This window comes from Saccharopolyspora sp. NFXS83 (genome assembly GCF_026241095.1).
In the GTDB taxonomy this organism is placed as follows: Bacteria; Actinomycetota; Actinomycetes; order Mycobacteriales; family Pseudonocardiaceae; genus Saccharopolyspora_C.
On record NZ_JAPFGB010000003.1, the window covers coordinates 299,714 to 321,658 of the forward strand.

At 71.9% G+C, this 21,945-nt stretch carries 22 protein-coding genes; 11 read left to right on the plus strand and 11 right to left on the minus strand.

Annotated elements, in window-relative coordinates; genetic code table 11:
- Window positions 1-7 precede the first annotated feature (7 nt).
- Together OOZ19_RS05075 and OOZ19_RS05080 are read left to right on the plus strand one after the other, a co-directional pair.
- On the plus strand, window positions 8-490 hold the full coding sequence (locus tag OOZ19_RS05075) for an Rv1363c family protein (RefSeq protein WP_266088764.1): 483 nt from the start codon (window positions 8-10) through the stop codon (window positions 488-490).
- A complete protein-coding gene (locus OOZ19_RS05080; protein WP_266088765.1) occupies window positions 487-1,023 on the plus strand; it encodes a hypothetical protein in 537 nt (178 codons plus the stop codon). The genes OOZ19_RS05075 and OOZ19_RS05080 overlap by 4 nt, the downstream gene beginning before the upstream one ends.
- Window positions 1,024-1,157: 134 nt before the next feature.
- Here OOZ19_RS05080 and OOZ19_RS05085 read toward each other — a convergent pair whose 3' ends face one another.
- Both OOZ19_RS05085 and OOZ19_RS05090 read right to left on the minus strand, forming a co-directional pair.
- Window positions 1,158-2,408 carry an SLC13 family permease gene (locus tag OOZ19_RS05085; protein ID WP_266088766.1) on the minus strand — a complete coding sequence of 417 codons (1,251 nt, stop codon included), beginning with the start codon at window positions 2,406-2,408 and terminating at the stop codon, window positions 1,158-1,160.
- A 157-nt stretch (window positions 2,409-2,565) separates the two neighbouring features.
- Complete coding sequence (locus tag OOZ19_RS05090) at window positions 2,566-3,675, minus strand: PrpF domain-containing protein (protein ID WP_266088767.1); 1,110 nt, start codon at window positions 3,673-3,675, stop codon at window positions 2,566-2,568.
- Window positions 3,676-3,820: 145 nt separating this feature from the next.
- On the opposite strand from OOZ19_RS05090, the gene OOZ19_RS05095 reads away from it, so the two are divergent.
- The 4 genes from OOZ19_RS05095 (at window position 3,821) to OOZ19_RS05110 (ending at window position 7,065) form a co-directional block, all read left to right on the plus strand.
- Entirely contained in the window at window positions 3,821-4,786 is a 966-nt protein-coding gene (locus tag OOZ19_RS05095) for a LysR family transcriptional regulator (protein WP_266088768.1), read from the plus strand.
- A 39-nt stretch (window positions 4,787-4,825) separates the two neighbouring features.
- Window positions 4,826-5,335 carry a winged helix-turn-helix transcriptional regulator gene (locus tag OOZ19_RS05100; protein WP_266088769.1) on the plus strand — a complete coding sequence of 170 codons (510 nt, stop codon included), beginning with the start codon at window positions 4,826-4,828 and terminating at the stop codon, window positions 5,333-5,335.
- 174 nt (window positions 5,336-5,509) lie between these two features.
- Entirely contained in the window at window positions 5,510-6,022 is a 513-nt protein-coding gene (locus OOZ19_RS05105; RefSeq protein ID WP_266088770.1) for an SRPBCC family protein, read from the plus strand.
- Complete coding sequence (locus tag OOZ19_RS05110; protein WP_266088771.1) at window positions 6,022-7,065, plus strand: LLM class flavin-dependent oxidoreductase; 1,044 nt, start codon at window positions 6,022-6,024, stop codon at window positions 7,063-7,065. Before OOZ19_RS05105 ends, OOZ19_RS05110 begins: the two co-directional genes overlap by 1 nt.
- 66 nt (window positions 7,066-7,131) lie before the next feature.
- Here the strand turns inward: OOZ19_RS05110 and OOZ19_RS30000 are convergent, their stop codons facing one another.
- Window positions 7,132-7,962: a universal stress protein gene (locus tag OOZ19_RS30000; protein WP_323055101.1), complete on the minus strand. Its 831-nt coding sequence runs from the start codon at window positions 7,960-7,962 to the stop codon at window positions 7,132-7,134.
- Between the two features lie 103 nt (window positions 7,963-8,065).
- Entirely contained in the window at window positions 8,066-8,407 is a 342-nt protein-coding gene (locus OOZ19_RS05125) for a hypothetical protein (protein ID WP_266088868.1), read from the minus strand.
- A 204-nt stretch (window positions 8,408-8,611) separates the two neighbouring features.
- On the opposite strand from OOZ19_RS05125, the gene OOZ19_RS05130 reads away from it, so the two are divergent.
- From OOZ19_RS05130 to OOZ19_RS05140, 3 genes are all read left to right on the plus strand, one after another.
- Window positions 8,612-9,430, plus strand: a complete 819-nt coding sequence (locus OOZ19_RS05130) for a glycerophosphodiester phosphodiesterase family protein (RefSeq protein WP_266088773.1) — start codon at window positions 8,612-8,614, stop codon at window positions 9,428-9,430.
- A gap of 207 nt (window positions 9,431-9,637) precedes the next feature.
- Window positions 9,638-11,041 (plus strand): MFS transporter, encoded by a 1,404-nt coding sequence (locus OOZ19_RS05135; RefSeq protein ID WP_266088775.1) that lies wholly within the window; start codon window positions 9,638-9,640, stop codon window positions 11,039-11,041.
- Window positions 11,042-11,480: 439 nt separating this feature from the next.
- Window positions 11,481-11,825 (plus strand): RNA polymerase-binding protein RbpA, encoded by a 345-nt coding sequence (locus tag OOZ19_RS05140; RefSeq protein WP_184479487.1) that lies wholly within the window; start codon window positions 11,481-11,483, stop codon window positions 11,823-11,825.
- 320 nt (window positions 11,826-12,145) lie between these two features.
- On the opposite strand, the gene OOZ19_RS05145 is transcribed toward OOZ19_RS05140, so the two are convergent.
- The 5 genes from OOZ19_RS05145 to OOZ19_RS05165 all read right to left on the minus strand — a co-directional run bounded on the left by OOZ19_RS05145 (window position 12,146) and on the right by OOZ19_RS05165 (window position 17,268).
- Window positions 12,146-12,934, minus strand: coding sequence for a polyprenol monophosphomannose synthase (locus OOZ19_RS05145; RefSeq protein ID WP_266088779.1), 789 nt, complete (start codon window positions 12,932-12,934; stop codon window positions 12,146-12,148).
- A gap of 55 nt (window positions 12,935-12,989) precedes the next feature.
- Complete coding sequence (lnt, locus tag OOZ19_RS05150) at window positions 12,990-14,561, minus strand: apolipoprotein N-acyltransferase (protein WP_266088781.1); 1,572 nt, start codon at window positions 14,559-14,561, stop codon at window positions 12,990-12,992.
- Window positions 14,562-14,742: 181 nt separating this feature from the next.
- Entirely contained in the window at window positions 14,743-15,129 is a 387-nt protein-coding gene (locus OOZ19_RS05155; protein ID WP_266088783.1) for a LapA family protein, read from the minus strand.
- A 101-nt stretch (window positions 15,130-15,230) separates the two neighbouring features.
- A complete protein-coding gene (locus OOZ19_RS05160) occupies window positions 15,231-15,728 on the minus strand; it encodes a hypothetical protein (protein WP_266088785.1) in 498 nt (165 codons plus the stop codon).
- Window positions 15,729-15,906: 178 nt separating this feature from the next.
- On the minus strand, window positions 15,907-17,268 hold the full coding sequence (locus OOZ19_RS05165) for a protein kinase domain-containing protein (protein ID WP_266088787.1): 1,362 nt from the start codon (window positions 17,266-17,268) through the stop codon (window positions 15,907-15,909).
- A 246-nt stretch (window positions 17,269-17,514) separates the two neighbouring features.
- On the opposite strand from OOZ19_RS05165, the gene OOZ19_RS05170 reads away from it, so the two are divergent.
- A complete protein-coding gene (locus OOZ19_RS05170; RefSeq protein ID WP_266088789.1) occupies window positions 17,515-18,408 on the plus strand; it encodes an alpha/beta fold hydrolase in 894 nt (297 codons plus the stop codon).
- Window positions 18,409-18,570: 162 nt separating this feature from the next.
- Here the strand turns inward: OOZ19_RS05170 and OOZ19_RS05175 are convergent, their stop codons facing one another.
- A complete protein-coding gene (locus OOZ19_RS05175; RefSeq protein ID WP_266088791.1) occupies window positions 18,571-18,762 on the minus strand; it encodes a hypothetical protein in 192 nt (63 codons plus the stop codon).
- Between the two features lie 56 nt (window positions 18,763-18,818).
- Entirely contained in the window at window positions 18,819-19,838 is a 1,020-nt protein-coding gene (locus OOZ19_RS05180) for a hypothetical protein (RefSeq protein WP_266088793.1), read from the minus strand.
- A 496-nt stretch (window positions 19,839-20,334) separates the two neighbouring features.
- Here OOZ19_RS05180 and OOZ19_RS05185 point away from each other — a divergent pair, with 496 nt between their 5' ends.
- Entirely contained in the window at window positions 20,335-21,462 is a 1,128-nt protein-coding gene (locus OOZ19_RS05185; RefSeq protein WP_266088869.1) for a methyltransferase, read from the plus strand.
- Window positions 21,463-21,945: the final 483 nt, after the last annotated feature.

Sequence of the window (21,945 nt, forward strand, 5' to 3'; positions counted from 1 at the left end):
GGAACCGATGCGACACGTCACCGCCGTGGCGGCACTGGTCGTGGCGGTCGCGTTCGCGGCCGTCGCCGGGTGGGCCTGGTGGTCGGCCGCGCACGACCCGCAGGTGCGCCGAGCCGAGCAGCGCCGGGAAGTACTGGCGCAGGCCCGGGAATCCATCGCGACGCTGACCACGATGGACGGTCGCGACGTGGACGCGGGCGTGCACGCCTGGCGGGCCGCGTCGACGGGGCCGCTGCACGACGAGCTCACCGACCCCGCCACCGCGGACCGCCTGCGCGATCAGGCGGGCACGACGGGCCGGGTCGTGGACCTGGCGGTGACGGAGCTGGGGGAGCGGACGGCGACGGTCATCGCGGCGGTCGACACGGAGGTCGCGCGCGACGGTGCGAAGCCGGAGACCACCGGCAGCAGGCTGGAGGCCGAGCTGACCCGCACCTCGCAGGGCTGGCGGATCAGCGCGCTGGCCCCCGTCGGGCTGGGCGCGGCATGAGCGGCGGAACCCGGTCGCGGCGCGAGCACCCCGACGACATGCCTAGCCCCGTCACCGCGCGCCGGGTGGCGGTCGTCCTCGCGGCGGTGCTGACGGCCTGCGGCTTCTGGGCCTCGACCGCCGCCCTCGCGCTGCGGTTGAACGCCGACGACCGCACCGCCCTGGGCGCCGGCGAGGTGACCGCGCAGGTGCGCGACGGGCTGCAACGAGCGTTCTCCTACGACTTCGAGCGCCCGCTCGACGGTGCGGCGGCTGCGCGGCAGCTGTTCACCGGTTCCGCCACCACCCGCTACGAGGAGCTCATCAGCCCCGTGCGGGACCGGGGCCAGGACCAGCGGGTCCGGCTGGCGACACGGGTGGTCCGCACCGGCGTCACCGACCTGGACGGAGACCGGGCGGAGCTCCTGGTGTTCCTGGACCAGTCCGCCACCCGCGCCGACACCGGGGCGACCAGCGCCTCCGGCGCCCGCCTGCACGTGCAGGCCCGGCGTTCCGGCCCCCGGTGGCTCGTCACCGACCTGCGACCGGAGTGATCGGCTGGGGCGAATCCGGGAGGCGGACCGGGTCTGGTGCGCCGGTGCACGCCGCTGCGGACCCGGCAGGCGTCGGATCGGGCGGAGACCTCCGGCGGCGCGAACGTCCTGGGGAGAGATCGACTCGCCCCGGTTCACACCGCGCCGGGCAGGACCAGGGCGCCCCAGGCGAACACCGGGCCGAGGGCGACCACTCCCGCGGAGTAGCCGATGACCTGCTTGTAGAAGGCGTCCTTGTCCACACCGCGCGCGTTGCTGAGCACCAGTGCGCCGTTGGTGGAGAACGGCGAGACGTCCACGATGGTCGTCGACACCGCCAGCGCCGCGACCAGGCCCGCCGCGCTGAGGTGGCTCGACAGCAGCAGCGGCACGGCGACCGGGATGATCGCCGTGAGGATGGCGGTCGACGACGCGAACGCGGAAGCCACCGCCACCACGACGCACAGCAGCAGCGCCACGAGCAGCGGAGTGCCGGAGGACGCCGCCTGGTGCGAGATCAGGTCGATGGTGCCCGCCTTCTCCAGCACGCCGACGTAGGTGACCATCCCCGCGACCAGGAGGATCGTCGACCAGCTGATGCCCTCCACCGCCTTCGCCTGGGCGCGCATGTCGACCAGCGTCAGCAGCGTGCCGGCGGCGAGCGCGAGGATCCCGATCTCCAGTTGGAACACCAGCGCACCCACCGCCAAGGCCAGCAGCGAGGCCAGCGTCAGCCACTGCCGCCAGGTGATCCCGTCCACCGCCGGTTCGGCGGCGGGTGCTTCCTCGGCTTCCCCGGTCGGGACGGTCGCCGAGCGGCGCAGGAGCAGGAACGTGACCGCCGACAGCGCGAAGTTGAAGCCCAGGCTGGCCAGGAACAGCACGTGCGGTGCGACCGCCAGCGAAGTCTCCGCCAGCATCCCCGACACCAGCACCCCGGACACGGCGATCGGCGAGAACGCCCCGGCGTGCGCACCGCAGATGATCATCATGCCGATCATGAGCGGGCTCATCCGGTGCCGGTAGGCGAAATTCATGCCGACCGGGACCAGCAGCGCCACGGCCGCCGGGGTGAACGTGCCGAACGCGGTGAGCACGCACGCCACCGCGAACAACACCCACGGGATGAGCGCCACCTCGCCCCGCACCAGCCGCACCCCCGCCGTGACCAGCAGGTCCACCGTCCCGTTCCGCCGCGCCACCGCGAACAGGTAGGTCACCCCGACGATCGTCACGAACAGCGAGGCGGGGAATCCGGCGAAGATCTCGTCCTCGGACAAGCCGAGGGAGGCGGTGCCGACGGCGAACGCGCCGAGGAACGCCAGGATGCCGATGTTGATCGGCAGCACGGTCGCGACGACGAACATCACGGCGAGTGCGCCGATGGAGATCAGTTCAGCAGACATCGTTGTCCTCAGTGCTTCGGTCCAGGGCCGGGCGCACCGCGGCGGGCGCGGGGCGTGCGACGCGGGACAGGTCGTCGGTGTCATTGGAGCCGTCCGAGAATTCGGTACCGCAGCGGGGGTCCGCTCCACCGCTGCGCCGATCATCGTGGAGGAACCCCTAAGCGGGCTGCGGCAGCGCCGAGTCCGGGATGTGGATGCGGGCCTCGCACAGCACCCGGGCAGCTCGCCGGATGGTCACCCGCCGCGGGCCGGATCCGGTGAGGTCGTCGCAGGTCACGGTCACCACTCCGGCCGCCGTCCCGATCCGCGTGGAGGCGGCGCCCGGCGCCCCCGCCGCGTCGCGGACGGTGCTGCCCTCGAAGGAACCCGCCACCGCCACGGCCACGGCCGAGGTGAGTCCGATCGCCGGGTGCGGGCTGTTCATCGACAGCATCCGCACCGCCACGTCGTGCGATCGCGCGTCGATGCGCTCCCCGGTGGTGCTGACGTAATCGGCCGGTGGTCCCACGATGCCGACCTTGGGCACCGCGTCGTCGGTCTCGTGGCCGGGCAGGATCAGGCGGGCCGCGGCTCGCCGGACCCGGCGCAGCGGATCCACCAGATCATGCATCCGCTGCAGGGATTCCGTTCCGGTGGCGCCGAGCGCCCCCGCCGGGACCAGCACCGCCGGGGCCCCGGCGTCGACCAGCGTCGCGGGGAAGTCGGCGTCGCCCACGCGCAGCACGTCGAGCGCCCGCCCGGTGGGCAAGGTCGCACCCGTCGTACGGCCACCGGGATCGACGAAGGTCAGGCCCACCGCGACACCCCCGGCCCTGGTCCCGGGCACGGTCTGGTCGCCGAACTCGTGCGCCACTCCGCCAGTGGTGTCCACATCGGACTCCAGCACGGCTCCGGTGTTGGTGTTGCGCATGACCACGCGAGTGCGGTCGCCGTCGGGCGGCACGAGTCCGCGCGCCACCGCCCACAACGCGATGGCGGTGGCGCAGTTGCCGCAGTTGCTGCCCCACTCGACGCGGGGCACCCCGATGCCGACTTGGCCGAACAGGTAGTCGACGTGCACGCCGGGCGCCTGCGAGGCCGAGACCACGGCGGCCTTCGAGGTCGTCGGGGTGGCCCCGCCGACACCGTCGAGCTGCACCGGGTCCGCGGAACCGTAGGCGTCGACCAGCACGCGTTCCAGCTCCGCCAGGTCGTCCGGCACGTTCTCCTGGGCGAACAACCAGCACTTGCTGGTCCCGCCCCGCACCAAGGTCGCCGGTATGTGCACTGGGCTTCTCCGTTGTTCCGAACGATTCGGGCGAGGTCCACAGTGGCGAGCGGTAGGCTTGAGAACAATGTTCGTTCTCTAAGCTGGTGTTAAGCACAGCTCAAGGCTCGCTCTGGGTGGGCTCCGTTTCGGCAGGAGAAAGCACATGCTCGACGTCCGGCGGATGCTGCTGTTGGTGGAGGTGTCGGAGCGCGGATCGCTCACCGCTGCCGCCGAAGCGGCCGGGATCACGCCATCGGCCGCCTCGCAGCAGATGTCCAGGCTCGAAGCCGACCTCGGTCAGCCCCTGCTGCACCGCTTGCCGCGCGGGGTCCGGCTCACCGATGCGGGCGAAGCCCTCGTCGCGCGGGGCCGGGCGATCCGCCGCGAGTTGCGCGGCGCGGACGCGGATCTGGAAGCGCTCGCCCGGCTGGACCGCGGAACGCTGCGGCTCGGTTCGTTCCCGACCGCGAGCGCGTCGCTGCTGCCTCCGGCGCTGACCCGCTTCGCCCGCAAGCACCCGAGCCTGCACACCAAGGTGCACTCCGGGCTGCTGGCCCAACTGCTCGACCGGCTCGACACCGGCGAGATCGAACTCGCGATGCTGTGGGACTACGAGTGGAATCGCGTCGACGACCCCTCGCTGATCGTGCGCCACCTGCTCGACGATCCGACCGTCCTGGTGGTGCCCGCCAACTCGGAGCTGCTCGAAGCGGGCGAGATCGGCCTCACCGATCTCGCCGAACAGCAGTGGATCATCCGTGCGGACAACCACCCCGTCGCGGAAGTGCTGCGCCGCAGCTGCCGGCGCGCCGGTTTCGAGCCGCGCATCGGTTACGAATCGCACGACTACCAGGAGGCGCAGGCGATGGTGGCCGCCGGGCTCGGCATCGCCATCGCGCCCAGGCTGGCGATGACGAACCGCCGCAGCGACGTCCGCCTGCTGCGCTTCGCCACCGGAGTGCCCGCACCGATCCGGCGGATCCTGCTGGCCCGCCCCGCGAATCGCAATCCCACTCCCGCCGCCGCGGCGATGGCCGAGATCCTGGGTGCCGTGGCGGTGAAGTTCGCCGATCAGAACCTCAACAGCACCCAGTTCGGCACCGTGCGCACCCCGCACCAAGGGCGGTGAGGGGGCTCCGCGGCGGTGGTCGTGCGTATGTTGACGGGCATGCGGCGGACCTCGTTCAGGAACTGGCCATGTTCGATCGCGCGGGTCGCGGACCTGCTCGGCGATGCTTGGACGACGCTGCTGCTGCGGGAGGCGTTCTACGGGTTCCGGCGCTTCGACGAATTCCGGCAGGAGCTGGGCATCGCGCGCAACACCCTCACCGACCGGTTGCGCTTGCTGGTGGACGAAGGGCTGCTGGCCAAGCAGCGCTACCAGGTGGAGCCGGAGAGGTACGAGTACGTGCTCACCGACAAGGGGCACGACTTCTTCCCGGTGCTGGCCGCGATGGCGACCTGGGGGGACCGCTGGCTCGCCGAGGCGGACGGGCCGCCGATCACGTTCCACCACCGTCCCTGCGGGCACGACGGCCACGCCGAGGTCGTGTGCGCGGAATGCGCCCGGCCGATGCGCGCGCAGGACAGCGAGATGCGCATGGGGCCGGGGTTCCCGTCGAAGCTGGCCCGGCGTCCTGACGTGGTGCGCCGGTTCGGCACCGCCGATCAGGAGTGATCGCCCCGGTGTCGGTCGCCGGAGCCCGCCGGCGCGCGGGAGGGCTCTTGCGCGCGTGCTCGCCGGGCGGTCGCCGCACTCCGGTGCCGACTGGTTGACATCGCCGGGTCTCATGTTGAAACTCTGGTGGTCAAGAAGGATCTACGGTGACGAGCAGCGGAGGCCTGGTCGACGATGGAGTGGACTGGCGCACGGCTCGCCGACCGGCCGGCGACCGAAGTGCGGACCTGGATCGCCGCCACCCCGCACCAGGTGTGGCCGGTCGTGTCCGACATCGAACAGCTGCCCGGCGGTAGCTCCGAACTGCGCGCCGTGCACTGGCTCGACGGAGCGACCGGCCCGGCGCTGGGCGCGCGCTTCCGCGGGCACAACAGCAACGACGTGCTGGGGGAGTGGACCACGACCTCGCACGTCGTCGAGTGCGAGCCCGGCCGCGCCTTCGCCTGGGCCGTGCAGGACCCCGCCGAGCCCAACGCGACCTGGCGGTTCGCTCTGACTCCGCGAGATGGCGGGACCGAACTGGCCTACCGGGTGCGGATCGGACCGGGGCGTTCCGGGCTCACGATGGCCGTCGAGCGGATGCCGGAGAAGGAGCAGAAGATCGTGTTCCGGCGGCTGTCCGACCTGGAGGAGGACATGGGCGCCACCCTCGAACTCCTCAAACGCACCGTGGAACGGGCGGTCTGATGCGCACGGCGACCACGGTCGAGGTCTCCGGCGGAGGCCGGGACCACCTGGCGTTCGTGGTGGAGGCCGAGAAGCTGGGGCTCGACGTGTGCTGGGTCGCGGAGGCCTGGGGTTCCGACGCGCCCGCCGCGCTGGGCTACTACGCGGCGAAGACGGACCGGATGCTGCTGGGATCCGGGATCATGCAGGTCGGCACGCGCACTCCCGTCGCGGTGGCGCAGACCGCCATCACCTTGGCGAACCTGTCCGGCGGCCGGTTCCTGCTCGGGCTGGGAGCCTCCGGCCCGCAGGTGATCGAGGGGCTGCACGGAGTCCCCTTCGCGCGTCCCCGCAGCCGAACCGGGGAGACCGTGCAGATCATCCGAGCCGCCCTCAGCGGCGAGAAGATCTCCCATTCCGGCCGCGAGTTCACCATCCCGCTTCCGGGAGAGGCGGTGCCGATGCGGCTCTCCGCCCGGCCCGAACACCCGATCCCGATCTACCTGGCGACGATGTCGCCCGCGATGCTGCGGTTGACCGGCGAGCTCGCCGACGGGTGGCTCGGCACCAGCTTCGTGCCGGAAGGCGCGGCGGATGCCTACTTCGCGCACCTCGACGAGGGGCTGCGGGAGGCCGGGCGGAGCCGTGCCGACCTGGACGTGTGCCAAGGCGCGGAAGTGGCGTTCGCGCGCGACGAGGACGCGCTGCGCCCGATGGTGGCCGCGCGCAAGAAGGACCTCGCGTTCAGCCTGGGCGGGATGGGCTCGACGTCGACCAACTTCTACAACCGGGCCTACGGCCGCCAAGGCTGGGCGGAGGTCGCCGCGGAGGTCCGCGACCGCTGGCAGGCGGGCGACCGCGAGGGCGCGACGGCGCTCGTCACCGACGACATGGTGCTCGCCACCACCCTGATCGGCACCGAGCCGATGGTGCGGGAACGGCTGCGGGTGTGGCGCGACGCCGGGGTCGACCAGGTGCGGCTGTACCCGGCGGGCGACGGCCTGGACGAACGGTTGAGCACACTTGCCAGAGCGATCGAGCTGGTGCGCGAGGTGGACGCCTGACCGCCGGAGACCGTGGGAACGGCTCGCCAGGTTGGTGCGCCTGGGAGTGATCGCAGCGGTGCCGGGTTACCAGTCCAGCCCGACCTGATCGCCCACGACCGCGACCGGGCATGGCGAGTGGTGCAGTGCGCCGAGCGCGACCGATCCCGGCCGGGTCGGGGTGCTCCGCGACCGGTGGCCCACGACCAGCAGCCGCGCGCCGCGCGCCTGCTCGCACAGCGCCTCCACCGGATGCTGGTCCGTTGCGATCCGGCGGACCACGACATCGGGGTAGTGCTCCCGCCACACCGCCAGCTGGCCGCTCACCCGCTCCTCCGCGTCCTCCTGGTGCCTGCGGCGCTCGGCGTCGTCGAGGATTGCCGGCAGGAAGTAGGCGTCGGGCAGCGCCTGCACGGCCACCAGCTCGCGCCCGTGCCGCTCCGCGCAGTCGAACGCGAAGTGCAGCGCGGGTCTGCTCGCGGGCGACAGGTCGAGGCCGACGACCACGGGTCCGGGACCGGGCTCGCCGGTCCCGCGGACCACGACCGCCGGGCAATCGGCCTTCGTGGCGACGGCGGTGCTCACCGAGCCCAGCAAGGCGTCCCGGATCGCGCCGCGACCGCGGGATCCGACGACCACCAGCGCCGCATCGGCGGACCGCGCCACCAGGTCCTCGGCGGGATCCCCGGGTACCGCTTGCGCGCGGACGTGCAGTTCGGGTTCGGCGGCACGGCACTGCCCGGCGACGCCGCGCACCAGCTCGTCCGCCCACTCCCGGCGGTGGGCGGCGGCGTAGGCGAACACCAGGTGCAGCGAGGCCCCGAGCAGCGCCGCCTCCGCGGTCGCCCACGCCGCGCAGCGCTTCGACTGCTCGGAACCGTCGACACCGGCCAGCACCGTTCTGGCGGGAAGGAACACCCCTGACCCCCTTCGCACACACGACCTCCGAGCGTGACCCGGCCGGACGGCGCGGAACCAGGGTCCAAAGGCACCCGCGCGGCGCGGGAGCGGACGCGGGTGCTCAGCGCAGGCGTTCGAGCTCCGCGGCCACTGAGACCACTTCGGCGGCCATCTTGCGCAGTTCTTCGGTGCTGGCGCCGTCCTCGGCAGCGGTGCCGACGTCCTCGGCAGCGCAGCGCAGCTGGAAGAGTCGGTCCTGCAGGTCCGCGATCTCCGCCGCCGACAGCACCACCGCGTCCTCCGGCAGTCCGGACCGCTGCACCGCGCCGCGGCGCTCGTAGGCGCGCTGCCTGCACGATTGCGTGCAGTACAGCCGTGGCCGCCCTTGCCGTCCGGACGCGGCGAGCCGACGCCCGCACCAGGAGCAATGCCGGTCCGCGCGGCGGCGACCCGACTCCGCCACCGGTGGTGCGGCACCACCGGAGTCGGTCTCGGTGGTGGGCGAATTGATCTCGGGCAGGCTGTCCACGGTGCGCAACCGTAATGCGACCCCTCGGCGAACATCGCATTGCCACGCCGGTGCGGGTGCCGCCGTGCGCGTCGCGTCGGGCAGAGTGGAGCGGCGATCCCGCCCTCATCCCCGGTTCGTGAAAGGACCCGAGCCTCCGTGACCCACCCGTTCCTGCAGGGACCCTGGCCACGCGCATTCGCACACCGAGGATGGCACCTCGGCGACCTGCACGACATGGAGAACTCGATGAGCGCGTTGCGGCGCGCCGTCGACGAGGGCTACCGCTACCTCGAGACCGACGTGCACGCCACGGCCGACGAGGTGGTCGTCCTGCACCATGATCCGAACCTGGACCGCACGACGGACGGGCGCGGTACGATCCGTCGGCTGCCGTGGTCGGCGGTCGGGTCCGCGCGCATCGGCGGGCGGGAGCCGGTCGCCCGCCTCGACGACGTCCTGGAGGAACTCCCGCAGGCGCTGCTGAACATCGACGTCAAGGACGACGCCGCGGTCCGGCCGGTGCTGGAGACCTTGCGCAGGCACGACGCGTGGCATCGGGTCTGCCTCGCGTCGTTCGACGACCGCCGGTTGCGCGAACTGCGCAAGGGCGGGAACTCGGAGCTGCTGACGTCGATGGGGAAGCGGACCGTGGCGACGCTGTGGGGGGCGTCGCGCTACGGCGGTCGCGGACTGCGCTCGCGGATCGATGGGTGGGCCGCGCAGGTGCCGCCGCGGCACGGAAGGGTGCGCGTCGTGGATCAGCGATTCGTCCGGATGGCGCACCGCTGGGGACTGGAAGTGCACACGTGGACGGTGAACGAGGCGTCGGACATGCGGAACCTGCTCGACCTGGGGGTCGACGGAGTGGTCACCGATCGTCCCGACGTGCTGCGCGACGTGCTGGGCGACCGGTTCGCGGGCGGGACCGATCCGGGCGGCCTCCAGGAAGCGGAGCGGGGAGACGACCTTCGCTGAACCGCCCGCGGTGCGCTGAGGCGGGAGAGCCGCACGAACGCTCGGTCGGCCGGCTTCGACCGCGCCACCGGCCGGGGCGATGAACTGGGGAGATAGGGGTAGCGGGAACTGTCGGAAGCATGATCATCGCGCCGCGACCGGACGTTGATCCGGAGCCGATACAGTCCCGTTTACCCCTATCGAGTGAACACTTGAGGACGGAGAGGTATGAGCGTGCAGGGCGGTCTCGCGCCGGACACCGCGAGACGACGCCGCGAGCAGCGAGGTTGGTGCTGGTACGACTGGGCCAACTCGGTGTTCCCGACGTCGGTGACGACGGTGTTCCTCTCGCTGTACCTGACGAGCGTGGCCACCGAGGCCGCCACCGCGGACGTCGCGCGCAACGGGATCGGAGCCTGCCCCGGCGGGAACTCGCTGGTGCGCTGCGACATCTCAGTGCTGGGGCTGGCGTTCCCGGCCGGTTCGCTGTGGGGCTACCTGCTCTCGGCCGCCACCGTGGTGCAGGTGCTGGTGCTGCCCATCACCGGCGCGATCGCCGACCGAACCCAGAACAAGCGGACCATGCTCGCCGGCTTCGCCTTCGGCGGTGCGCTGGCCACCTCCTTGCTGGGGCTGGTGGGCGTGTCGAACTGGCAGTGGGGGCTGGTCTTCTTCATCGCCGCCAACATCTGCTTCGGCGCATCGGTGGTCGTGTACTACTCGTTCCTGCCCGAGATCGCCGACGCAGATGAGCGCGACCGGTTGTCGTCCCGCGGGTGGGCCTTCGGCTACCTCGGCGGCGGCTGCGCGCTGGCGTTGCAACTAGCGCTCTACCTCGGTCACGACGCGCTCGGGCTCAGCGAGGACACCGCGGTCCGCGTCGTGTTCGTGACCTCCGGGATCTGGTGGGCCGCGTTCACCCTGCTGCCGCTGGCGGCGCTGCGCGGGCACCACGCACCCGAGGGGAGCGAACGGGGAGCCTCGGTGATCACGGCCGGGTTCAAGCAGCTGGGCTCGACGATCAAGCAGGCGCGGAGCTTCCCGTTGACGCTGGCGTTCCTCGGCGCGTACATGATCTACACCGACGGGATCGCGACGGTCACCCAGGTTTCCGCTCAGTACGGTGACATGGAGTTGCGGCTGCCCCAGGAGTCGCTGATCATCACGTTGCTGATCGTGCAGTTCATCGCTTTCGTCGGTGGTGTGTTGCACGGCTTGCTGGCAAGCCGGATCGGCGCGAAGAAGACGATCATGATCAGCTTGGTGGTCTGGGTCGGCGTGCTGGCCGCGGCGTACTTCGTCCAGTCCGGCCAGCAGTTCCAGTTCTACGGGCTGGCCGTCGGGATCGGCCTGGTGCTCGGCGGTACCAACGCGCTGTCGCGTTCGCTGTTCAGCCAGATGGTTCCGGAAGGCAAGGAGGCCGAGTATTTCTCGCTGTACGAGGTCGGGGAACGCTCCACGTCCTGGCTCGGGCCGCTGGTCTTCGCCGGAGTCGGCCAGGCCACCGGTTCGTTCCGGCTGGCGATCGTCTCGCTGGTCTTCTTCTTCGTCGTCGGCCTGGTCCTGGTGTCGATGGTGCCGGTCCGCCGGGCCATCGAAGCGGTCGGCAACCGCCCTCCGGAGCGGGTGTGAACGACGTCCGCGTTCGGCCGTGCCGGTGATGCGTTTCAGTGAGGACACCGGCATGATTGGCATATGCCGGTACGCAGCGTCGCACAGCGAACAGCGAGGGTTCGGTACGCAACGTGATCGAGGCCCGGTTGGCCGCCCAGGCCCACTGGTGATCTCGCTTTCAATTTTCGCAAGAGAGTGAAGGTTAACTTGCCCTTAGTTACGACTTGTCTGGCACTATCACCCGTTCGGTGGAACCTCTAGGTTGCGGGGAGGAGAACGCGTCACGAACGTGCCCTGCTTGCATCTCTAGAGGGGACAACGTCGTTGACGAGTGAAGAACGTCACCGACGGCAACTGGAAGCCTCGTGCCGGGAACATGCGACGGTCCACCCGTCGTTGCACTCGGTGAGCACAACCCGTCCGGACACTGCTCCGGGCCGAAGTGAAAGGAACCGTCATGGCCGATCGCGTTCTGCGTGGCAGCCGGCTCGGAGCGGTCAGCTACGAGACCGACCGCAACCACGACCTCGCACCGCGCCGGACGGTGCGCTACGCCTGCCCCAAGGATCACGAGTTCGAGGTGCCGTTCTCCGACGACGCCGAGATCCCGCCGACCTGGGAGTGCCGCCTGCACGGCTCCGAATCCAAGATCATCGACGGGTCGGAGCCCGAGCAGAAGAAGGCCAAACCGCCGCGCACCCACTGGGACATGCTGCTCGAACGCCGCAGCATTCCCGAACTGGAGGAACTGCTCAACGAGCGGCTCGAAGTCCTGCGCGGCCGGCGCAGCCACTCCGCCTGAGCGACAACAGCACCCCCGCGACTCGCGGGTGAGCACACCGAACGCCTGGGCCCCGTGCGGGGGAGCCCAGGCGTCTTTGTGTCTCGGGGGCGTGACGGCTTGTTTTGCTTTGTGGTCGGGTGGCGGAACCTCAGCCGCCTTCTCGCTGCGGGATCTTTTTCCCGAGTGGCTCCGCCACGAGGGAAGAAGCTGTCCTCGCGAGAAGACGGCTGAGAACCCGCGCGTGGTCGTTTCTTCGACGTGGGCTATGCGCTGGCGCGCATCCAGGCACGTCCTTCGGCCGCGAGGCAGGTTTCGCTTTGCTCGCCCTTTTTTGGGGGTCAGTTGCGGGGGAGGAGTGCTCTGAGCTGGGTCACCCGGCGGCGGAGGCCCCACTTGGTGACTCGGAGGAGGGCTTCGCGGACGATGTCGGGGCTCATCTTGGATTCACCGAACTCGCGGTCGGTGAAGGTGATCGGCACCTCGACGACGACGAAGCCCGCCTCGACCGCTCGCAGCGTCAGGTCGACCTGGAAGCAGTAGCCCTGCGAGGCGACGTCGTGCAAGGACAGCTCCGCGAGCACGTGCCTGCGGTAGGCGCGGAAACCGGCGGTGCTGTCGTTGATCGGGACGCCCAGCGCGTACTTCGAGTACAGGTTCGCCCCGCGGGAGAGCGCCTGGCGGTGCCACGGCCAGTTCACGACCCGGCCGCCGGGGACGTAGCGGGAGCCGATGACCACGTCGGCGCCGGTGCCGTCCGGGCCGAGCATCGCCAGCATCCGGGCGAGGTCCTCCGGCGGGTGCGAGCCGTCGGCGTCCATCTCCACCACCGCCGCGTAGTCGCGGGCCAGCGCCCAGCCGAATCCGGCGACGTACGCCGCGCCCAGCCCCGCCTTGTCGCTGCGGTGCAGCACGTGCACCCGTCCGTCGGCGGCGGCCAGCTCGTCGGCGAGCTCCCCGGTGCCGTCCGGGCTCGCGTCGTCGACGACGAGCACGTGCGCGGACGGCAACGCCGCGTGCAGCCGCTGCACGATCGGCTCCAGGTTCTCCCGCTCGTCGTAGGTGGGGATGACGACCAGAGCCGAGCCGGACAGCCCCGCTTCACCATCGGGGGCGTGCCGGTCCGTCATAGCGATCCTCCTTCGGGTCACACGTCCCCCAGTGCGTGGCGTGTGACCGGGTGTGTCAGTTCTTGTCGTGGGTGCGTCGCCGCGCGGTGGCCGCGAGGGCGCCGACGCCCAGGAGCGAGAGCACCCAGGTGGGCGCGGCTCCGAGCGTCGTGGCGAGGGTGCGTTCGGTGCGCAGCGGCACTTCGCCGTGGAGATTCTGCGCGGTGAACTGCTCCGAGCGAGTGGTGATCACCCCATCGGGCCGGATGATCGCGCTGATGCCGCTGGTCGCGGACACGACCACCGCTCGGCCGTGCTCCACGGCGCGCAGCCGGGACATCGCGAGGTGCTGCCAGCTCATCTCGGAGTGTCCGTACCAGGCGTTGTTCGTGGGCACCGCCAGCAGGGTGGCGCCTTCGCGGGCGGCGCCGGTGAACACGTCGTCGTAGGCCACGTCGTAGCAGAGGCCGACGCCGAGCCGGATCGCTCCGGCCTGCAGCACCCCCGGCACGTCCCCGGCGACCATGTCCTGCTGGAAGCGGTCGACGAAGGGGCTGACCAGGCGGGCGACCGAGCGCATCGGGATGGTCTCGGCGAACGGCACGAGGTGCTGCTTGGCGTACTCCTCGTCGGCGCCGCGCTCCGGGTCCCACTCGACGATGCGGTTGCGGAACGTCCCGTCGGAGTCCTGCGCGAAACCGCCCGCGATCACCGGCACGCCGAGCCGCTCGGTGACCGCGCGGAGCTCGGGGTCGTAGCGGGTCGGGCCCCAGCTGCCGACCTGCTCGGGCAGGACCACCAGGTCCGGGCGCGGAACCCGGCCGGCGCGGACGTCCTCGACGAGCCGCTGGGCACCACGGATGTGGTTGTCGTGCAGCACGTCGTCCTCGTAGAGCAGGTCCAGGCCGATGTCGGGCGCGTTGCCCTGCACGGTCGCGACCCGGGCGGTGCCCGCTTCGGGGGCGACGCCGACGGTGGGCCACAGCGCCGCGCCCGCCACCAGCGGAACCAGCACCGCGACCACCGGGGCGACGAACCGGCGGCGGGCCTGGCGGAGCCGCAGCGCGAGGACGCCGAGCGCGCAGCCGATCAACGCCACCGCGAAGGTGACGAGCATGGCGCCGCCCACCGAGGCCAGTGGCAGCAGCGGGCCGGTGGGCTGGGTGAACGCGAGCCGCCCCCACGGGAACCCGCCGAAGGGCTGGGCGCCGCGCAGCGCCTCGAACAGGACGAACACGGCCGCCATCCACACCGGAGCGCCGCGCAGCCTGCTCACCCGCGCCATGCCGGCCCCGGCCAGTCCGAGGAACACCGCCTCGACCAGTGCGACCCCCAGCCACGGCCACGGGCCGAACTGGGTGCCGAGGAAGTCCTGGATCCAGCCCAGCAGCGGCAGCATGTAGCCGAGCCCGAACAGCACGCCGTAGCCGAATCCGCCGCGGGTGCGGCGGCCGTGCACGGCGGCGGCGAACGGGGCGACCGCGAGCGGCGCCAGCCACCACAGGTCGCGTGGCGGTGAGGCCGCGTAGAGCAGCAGGCCCGCCGCGAGGACGGCGATGATCCGCAGCCAGCGGGCGGCTCCGCCGGGAACGCGTCTGCCGGGTTGCCCCTCGGCGCTGTTCTGCGAGGTCACCGTGGGGGCACTCACCCGATCAACTCTCTCGGTACTGCGGCCGGGAACCGGCGCGGACTTGACGCTGCGGGCGCGCGAATCGGCGCGTGCCCGCGTCAAATGTACGCCGACCGGGCGAAGTGGAGGTCTGGACCTGGTGGGGGCGGGGCGTGCCGCGCGCTGCGTCGGCCGGTCCGGGAGGGGAGACCGCCTCGGGTCAGTGCGTCGAGGCGCGGTTGCGGCGGTTCGCGGTGCGCCGCAGCTGCAGGATGCGGGCGGCACCGACCAGCGCCACGAGCAGCCCGCCGATCGCGGCGGCCAGCAGCAGTGCGACGCCGACCGGCAGATCGCCGCGCAGGCCGAGGAAGGTGACCGACGTGGGCTGCAGGTTCTGCAGGATGAACACCAGCAGCACGATCAGCGCGATGGTCGCGACGACGACCGCCGCCCAGGTGCCCGCCGTCCGGGTGTGCTGGAGCTTCTCGGCCGCGGTCGGCTCCTCGACGGGAGCGGACGGTTCGAGCTCGCCGCGCTGGTGCTCGGGCTCGGTGAGCGGTTCCGCCGGGGCCGTCCGGTCGTCGGCAGTGGTGTCTTCGCTGGCCATGCGGCTCATTGTGCAATATGCGTCCACCAGGCGGAGCGGCGCTCCACGCGAAGATCGGATGAACGCGCCGTCCGCCGGACGGGCGAGCGGTCATCCCACTTTCAGCGGGTCGGGAGGCCGCCGGTGAAGCGCTTGAGCACGACCGTCCGGCGCGCGGATCCGGGCCAGATCTGCACGTGGTAGGTGTCGTTGCCGGTGGCCCCGTTCGCGCTGATCGAGCCGAACCCCTCGCAGCGGGTCCGCACCCGGTAGATGCCGACCGGCACGGTGAACAGGTGGGCGCTGCGCCTGCTGTCGGAACCGCCCAGCACGAGGATCTGGCCGCTGGCGATCTCGACGGAGGCTTCGGTGACGTGGTCCCACGGCGTGAGGTCGCAGTCGGGCGCTGCCGGGACGATCTCGACGGTGACCGGGACGTTCCTGCGGCGGGCGGTACCGACGGTGACCACGCCGTCCCGGCTGGAGATCAGGTCGCGGCGGAGGTCGGCGTCGGTGTCGTTGATGGCGGCCAGGTCGTAGTCCGCGTGGGAGTCGCGGACCTCGAAGCTGTGGTAGTCGGCGAAGATCGTCAGCTCTCGCCGCGTCCGGTCGATGTCCACCGTGCGTCCCCCCGGTTGCGCGCTCGCCAATCCTTTCTAGCAGCCCGTTCCGGTGGCGGCGGTGGGATCTTCGGGATCCCCACCGCCTGGCGCAGCGGCGTCCGCCCCGGTACCGGCGGACGGACCAATCACTTCCGGCGACCGCCGCGCGACCGGTCCGAGCCGTGCGCCGCCGCGCCTAGCCGCAGGAGATGACCGCGGCGCCACCGGAGGTCGCGCTCAGCTGCTTCACGTAGGCGTCGCCGGCGGTGGCGCTGGCCGAGGTCCACTCGGCGCACGCGCTCGACCGGTCCTGGTACGGCCCGTAGTAGATCGAGTAGATGTCCTTGCCGGTCTTCGAGGTGGTGGCGGACGCTCCGCACGGAGTGGTGGGCACGTGCAGGTAGTGCGCGCCGGCGTGCTCGTCGAGCAGCCGCTGCGCGGTGTCCGCGTCGAACGCGGCGCCGACGACCACGGTGAACCCGCCGTCGCAGGGCGGCGTGCTCAGCGGAACCGACAACCCGAGGTCGGGCGGTACCGGCGCGGTCGAGGACCACGGCGCCGTCGGAGCCGGAGCGTCGGCCGCCGGGTCCGCACCGCCACGGGAGACGACAGCCCCCCCGGCGGCGGCTCCCGCCACCAGCAGCGCGCCCAGGGCGGCGCCGATCAGCAGGCCCTTGCGGCGGTGCGGCACCCGCTGCGGCGCGGTGCCGCGCGCCGCGGCGGCGGGGTGCGGGACGGGGCCGGTCGAGTCCAGCGCCGCGCGGGCGGCCCGTGCCAGTTCGCCCGCGGAGGTGAACCGGTGCGCGGGGTGCTTGGCCATGCCGCGCGTGATCACGGGGTCGAACGCGGCACCGAGGTGCGGAGCGGTGGAGCCGGGTCGCGGCGGGTCGTCGTTGAGGTGCGCGTTGATCATCGCAACGGTCGCGTCGCGCTCGAACGGTTTCCGCCCGGTGAGGCACTGGTAGAGCATGCAGGCCAGCGAGTACACGTCCGATCGCGGATCCGCCGGAGCCTCCCCGAACCGCTCCGGCGCCATGTACGCCAGCGTGCCGACCGTGATCCCGGTGGAGGTCAGCGCGGTCCCGGCGTTCGCGGCGTAGGCGATGCCGAAGTCGACGAGGTACGCGAACCCGCTGCTGCTGACCAGCACGTTCGACGGTTTCACGTCGCGGTGCACCAACCCGTCGGCGTGTGCCGAGTCCAGCGCGTGCGCGACCTGCTCGATGAGTCCGACCGCCCGGTCCGGCGGCATCGGACCGGAGGCGTCGAGCTGGGTGGCCAGATCCGCCCCGTCCACCAACCGCATGTCCAGGTACAGCCTGCCGTTGATCTCACCGTAGGAGTGGATCGGGATGACGTGCGGATCGCGCAGCCGCGCGGTGGCCTGCGCTTCGCGCTGGAACCGGCGGCGGAACTCGGCGTCCCCGGCGTAGCGCTCGGCGATCAGCTTCAGCGCCACCGTCCGCTGGTGGCGGGTGTCGTGCGCGCGGTGGATCTCGCCCATGCCGCCTCGCGCGATCAGGCCCTGGATCAGGTAAGGACCGAACTGCCACTCCACCCGCTTGACCCCTCTCCCCGATCGCTCGACGTCAGTCTATTGGGTGACGGGGCGGGATGTGAGCGTGTCCGCCCGTTCCTCCGCTGCTCTTTCTCGATCGTCGGGGGAGCGGGCGTTCGGCCGTGGCCCGGCCGGGCGGTCGGCGCAGTGGACTGATCCGTTCACCGGTCGTGTGCCTGGCGTCGTCGCTTTCCGACCGCGGCGGACGCGGGTTGGAATCGGGGGCGGGGTGTGGTGAGGTACCGGATGGTCTTGCGGGGAGGTGAGCTGGTGGCGGAACCGGCTTTGCTGGAGGTGCCCGGTGTGACGCACCGGTACGTCCAGGTCGGAGGTTTGCGGGTGCACGTCGCCGAGGCGGGCGACGGGCCGCCGCTGGTGCTGCTGCACGGCTGGCCGCAGCACTGGTACCTGTGGCGGCACCAGATCCCGGAGCTGGCGAAGCACTACCGGGTCATCGCCCCCGACCTGCGCGGGCACGGCTGGACCGACGCCCCCGCCACCGGGTACGACAAGGACAACCTCGCCGCGGACCTGATCGGCCTGCTCGACGCGCTGGGGCTCGACCGGGTCCGGCTGGTGGGTCACGACTGGGGTGGCTGGGTCGGTTTCCTCGCGTGCATGCGCGCGCCGGAGCGGTTCGACCGGTTCCTGGCGCTCAACATCGCCCACCCGTGGCCGTCGATGTCGCCCGCTGCGGTGCGCTCGCTGTGGCGGTTCTGGTACCAGGTGGTGGTGGGCTCGCCGCTGGGCGCGCTGCTGATCCGGCGGACCCCGTTCATCTCGCGCGGCGTGCTCGGCACCATCAAGGGCGGCGCGCTGTCCCGCCGGGACCGCGCGGCGTTCGCCGAGCGCTGGCGGGTTCCCGCGCGGGCCCGGGCTTCGGTGGCGTTGTACCGCACGTTCCTGCTGCGGGAGCTGCCGCAGGTCCGCCGGGGGAAGTACCGCCGCACCCCGATGTCGACGAAGGCGCGGCTGGTGTTCGGCACCGCGGACCCGGCGATCTCGCCGAGCCTGCTGGAGGGCTACGAGGAGTACGCGGAGCGGATGGACCTGCGCTGGGTTCCCGGTGCGGGCCACTTCATCGTCGACGAGCAGCCGGACCGCGTGCTCGCGGAGATCCAGGAGTTCATGGCGGACTGACCCGCCGCGCCGAGTCAGGTGGTCGCCTCCTGCACCCGATCTTTCCGGGCGCGGGAGCCGCTCCCGCGCCGTGCGCCGAGGGCTCGACGGGTGGCCGCCGGTCAGATCGCCCCGTCGGCAGTGAGCACCGTGCCGCTGACCGGGATGCGGCGTCCGGTGAGGTCACGCCGGACCGGTGAGATCGGTGAGCCGGGCGCGCAGTGGTCCCGCCGCCGCGTCGCCGTGGTGGTCGAACAGCCGCACAGCCTCGGCGAGGTGCTCCCGTTCGGCGGCCGGAGCCCGCCGTGCGGCGGCGAGATCGGCGAGCCCGTGGTGGCCGAGCGCCAGTCCGGTCGTGGACCCGAGCTTGGTCATCGCGGCCGACCCGTCGTCGAGCGCGGCGCACGCCTCGGCGAGTTCACCGGCGGCGATCAGGGCGGTGCCGAGCGCGATCCGCGCGCGCCGAGTTGAACGGGTCCTCGTCGCGGAACTCCCGCAGTCGGGTTTCGGCGGCGCGCAGGTGATCGAGGCCATCGTGGACTTCTCCGGCCAGCGCCGCGGCCTGCCCGGCGAGCAGCAGTGCCAGCGCGGCCTCGCGCGGGAAGCCGAGCTCGCGGAACCCTGCCTCGGCGCGCAGTGCGCAGGCGCGTGCCGTGGCCGGATCGCCTTGCGCCAGGGCGAGAACCGCTCGTGCGTCGTGGGTGTCCGTGGTGCCGTGGACGTCCCCGGGTGGCGGTGAACAGCTCGCCGGAGCGATCCAGCAGCCGCGCGGCCTCCGCCCACGCGCCCCGCCGGTGGTGCAGCATCGCGAGCCTGCGCGCGGTGCGCGCTTCGCGTTGGGGCGCGTCGAGTTCGCGGGCCGCGGTGAGGCACAGCTCGTCGACGGTGAGCCAGTCCGCGTGGTGGCCGCGGTACCGGAACAGCGGCCACAGCACGTGCCCCAGCTGCCACGCGGCGGCGGGCAGGCCGTGCCCGACGGCGGCGCGCACCCCGCCGACCAGGTTGGCCCGTTCGGCTTCCAACCAGTCCAGCGCTTCCCGGTGGCCGGTGAAATCGGCGGAATCCACCGCGGGGTGGGCGAAGTCGTAGGCGGCGCCCCGCAGGTGCGGGGTGCACAGCTCGGCGGCGGCGCGGGCGCGGCGGATGTAGTGCTCGACGACGCGCAGCACCACGTCGCGGCGCCTCTCGGCCGTGCACTCCGCGCCGGCCTTCTCCTTGGCGTGCAACCGGATCAGGTCGTGGAAGCGGAAGCGGTCGGCGCGCACTTCCTGGAGCAGGTTCGCGTCGAGCAGCACGGCCAGCGGTTCGCGCAGCGCGGACGTGCTCAGCCCGGCGGCGGCCGACGCCGCGGTCAGGTGGAACTCCGGGCCCGGATGCAGGCCCAGTGCCCGGTACAGCTCTCGGGCCTGCGCCGGGAGTTCCTGGTAGGACACGTCGAACACCGAACGCACCGACACCTCCTCGCCACGCGGCGACGACCCCGGCCGACGCCGGGGTCGTGACGACTCGCCGATCGGCAGGTTCGCGTCGCGTCTCGGGGTGTTCGCCGCTGAGCCGGGCAGTTCTCCGGACCTGCGGACGTCCGGAGCCGGGCGGGTCGCGGTCCGGCGCGGCGGGTGGTTCTGGTCGTGGCGGCCGGGTGCGGGGCGAGAACGTTCCGGCAAGTCCTCAGCTCCGGGCACGGTGCGGATCACCCCCGTTCCGCACCGTACGCAGCGCGCCGGTCGCCGCGATGCCCCCCCAAGCGAGTGGTCCCGCCGTGGCGGGCCGACCGTGCGTTCGGCACGCGGGGATCAGCCGGTGGCGATGCCGCGCGGATGCCGGGGAGCGGAACCCGATCAAGATCACCGGATGCCGTGGCGGCTTGGGGTGCACTGGCGGCGTTGTCCCTGGGCAGCACCGCTACGATGGTGGGTCCGGACATCAGGTGAAAAGAGAGACGCGGTGCTGACTACTCCTCTGCCGACGCTGGAATGGACCGAGCGAGGCGAGCCGCGTTCCGCGATCTGGCGCTCGGAGAACGGCGCCGCCCCGCCGCGGCGCGTGCTGGTCGGCGACGACCGGGTGCGGGCGGATGACGCGCACAGCCAGGCGGCGGAAGGCACCGCCCTGCTGTGGCGCGGCGACTTCCACAACGCGCGCAACCTGCTGACCGCGATGGCGCGGCGAGTCGACCGGAAACCGTTGCCCGCGATGGATTCCGTCGCGCAGACCTTCCACCGGCACCGCCAGCGCCAGGCGCAGCGGGCGCGGCTGCTGGGCATGGTGCTGATCCCCGTCGAAGCCGGTTGCGAGCTGTCGCTGCGGCGGGCGCCGGAGATCCGGGAGGCCTGCCTGGCCGCGGGGTGCCCGGCCGACGAGCCGTTCGTGCTGTCACTGCGGGAACTGCTCGGCATCATCGGAGCGCACGAATGGCGGCGCAACGGGATCGAGATCCCGGCGCTGGGCGCTCGGATCCACCCGCACTACGGGGTGTTCGCGCCGCAGCGCGCGGACTACGTGGACCTGCTGGCCGCGGAACCGCTGCCGGAGACGGCGACGGCGTTCGACGTCGGTACCGGCACGGGAGTGCTGGCCTCGATCTTGGCGCGGCGCGGGGTTCCGCGAGTGGTGGCGACGGATCTGGACACCCGTGCGCTGGCCTGTGCGTCGGAGAACGTCAACGCGCTCGGGCTGGCGGATCGGGTCGAGGTCGCGGCGGCCGATCTCTACCCGGAGGGCCGGGCCGGGCTGGTGGTGTGCAATCCGCCGTGGGTTCCGGCGAAGCCGTCGGCCGCCCTGCAGCGCGCCGTGTACGACCCGGGCAGCCGGATGCTGCGGGGGTTCCTCGACGGGCTCGCCGCGCACCTGGAACCCGGTGGGCAGGGGTGGCTGGTGCTCTCCGACCTCGCCGAGCTGCTGGGGCTGCGCTCGCGGGACGAGCTGCTGAGCGCGATCGACGCGGCCGGCCTGGCCGTCGCGGGCCGCAGCGACGCACCGCCGCGGCACCCGAGGGCGGCGGATCCGACCGACCCGTTGCACGAGGCGCGTTCGGCGGAGACGGTGTCGCTGTGGCGGCTGGTGGTGCGGGGCTGATCTCCCGCGGTGATATCGAATCGGAGCGGCCACCTAAAATCTCCGATTCTTTCGCGCGCCGAAAGTAATTGTCCGGTGAATCACTCGGTTGGTCGTGCTGTTCCGGCGGGTTCGGGCGCTAACCTCTGATCCGGTGCCGCCGGAACCCGATTCGCCGCGGGCGATCGTCCGGACCGTAGTCGCCCGAGTCCTGGCGTTCGCCATGCGCCGGGAGTGATTCGCGGGCTTCGGGGCGCCGCTCGCCCGTCACCGTTGACGTGGCCGGATCCAGCTCGGGGCGTTAATTCCCCTCGAAGCGCGCGGCGCTTCATCCGCTTGCTCGGCTGTTTCCGGGAAATCGTTTCACCGGGTTTCCAGCCCGGTCGAAGTGCGTGAGTAAGTCTCATTCACAAGAGGTGGCCATGCGAACGCGTGAATTGCCCCGAAGTCGACGTCCCGTGATCCGATCGAATCGTTTTCAGCCGACACGACGAAAGTGCGTCG

Bases quoted from the DNA above. Each gene is read 5' to 3' on its own strand.
- OOZ19_RS05155 (WP_266088783.1), bottom strand. From the start codon at position 15,129: ATGGCCAGCGAAGACACCACTGCCGACGACCGGACGGCCCCGGCGGAA.
- OOZ19_RS05110 (WP_266088771.1), top strand. From the start codon at position 6,022: ATGCGCACGGCGACCACGGTCGAGGTCTCCGGCGGAGGCCGGGACCAC.
- OOZ19_RS05095 (WP_266088768.1), top strand. From the start codon at position 3,821: ATGCTCGACGTCCGGCGGATGCTGCTGTTGGTGGAGGTGTCGGAGCGC.
- OOZ19_RS05075 (WP_266088764.1), top strand. From the start codon at position 8: ATGCGACACGTCACCGCCGTGGCGGCACTGGTCGTGGCGGTCGCGTTC.
- OOZ19_RS05175 (WP_266088791.1), bottom strand. From the start codon at position 18,762: ATGACCAAGCTCGGGTCCACGACCGGACTGGCGCTCGGCCACCACGGG.
- OOZ19_RS05140 (WP_184479487.1), top strand. From the start codon at position 11,481: ATGGCCGATCGCGTTCTGCGTGGCAGCCGGCTCGGAGCGGTCAGCTAC.
- OOZ19_RS05145 (WP_266088779.1), bottom strand. From the start codon at position 12,934: ATGACGGACCGGCACGCCCCCGATGGTGAAGCGGGGCTGTCCGGCTCG.
- OOZ19_RS05100 (WP_266088769.1), top strand. From the start codon at position 4,826: ATGCGGCGGACCTCGTTCAGGAACTGGCCATGTTCGATCGCGCGGGTC.
- OOZ19_RS05170 (WP_266088789.1), top strand. From the start codon at position 17,515: ATGGTCTTGCGGGGAGGTGAGCTGGTGGCGGAACCGGCTTTGCTGGAG.
- OOZ19_RS05105 (WP_266088770.1), top strand. From the start codon at position 5,510: ATGGAGTGGACTGGCGCACGGCTCGCCGACCGGCCGGCGACCGAAGTG.
- OOZ19_RS05085 (WP_266088766.1), bottom strand. From the start codon at position 2,408: ATGTCTGCTGAACTGATCTCCATCGGCGCACTCGCCGTGATGTTCGTC.
- OOZ19_RS05135 (WP_266088775.1), top strand. From the start codon at position 9,638: ATGAGCGTGCAGGGCGGTCTCGCGCCGGACACCGCGAGACGACGCCGC.
- OOZ19_RS05080 (WP_266088765.1), top strand. From the start codon at position 487: ATGAGCGGCGGAACCCGGTCGCGGCGCGAGCACCCCGACGACATGCCT.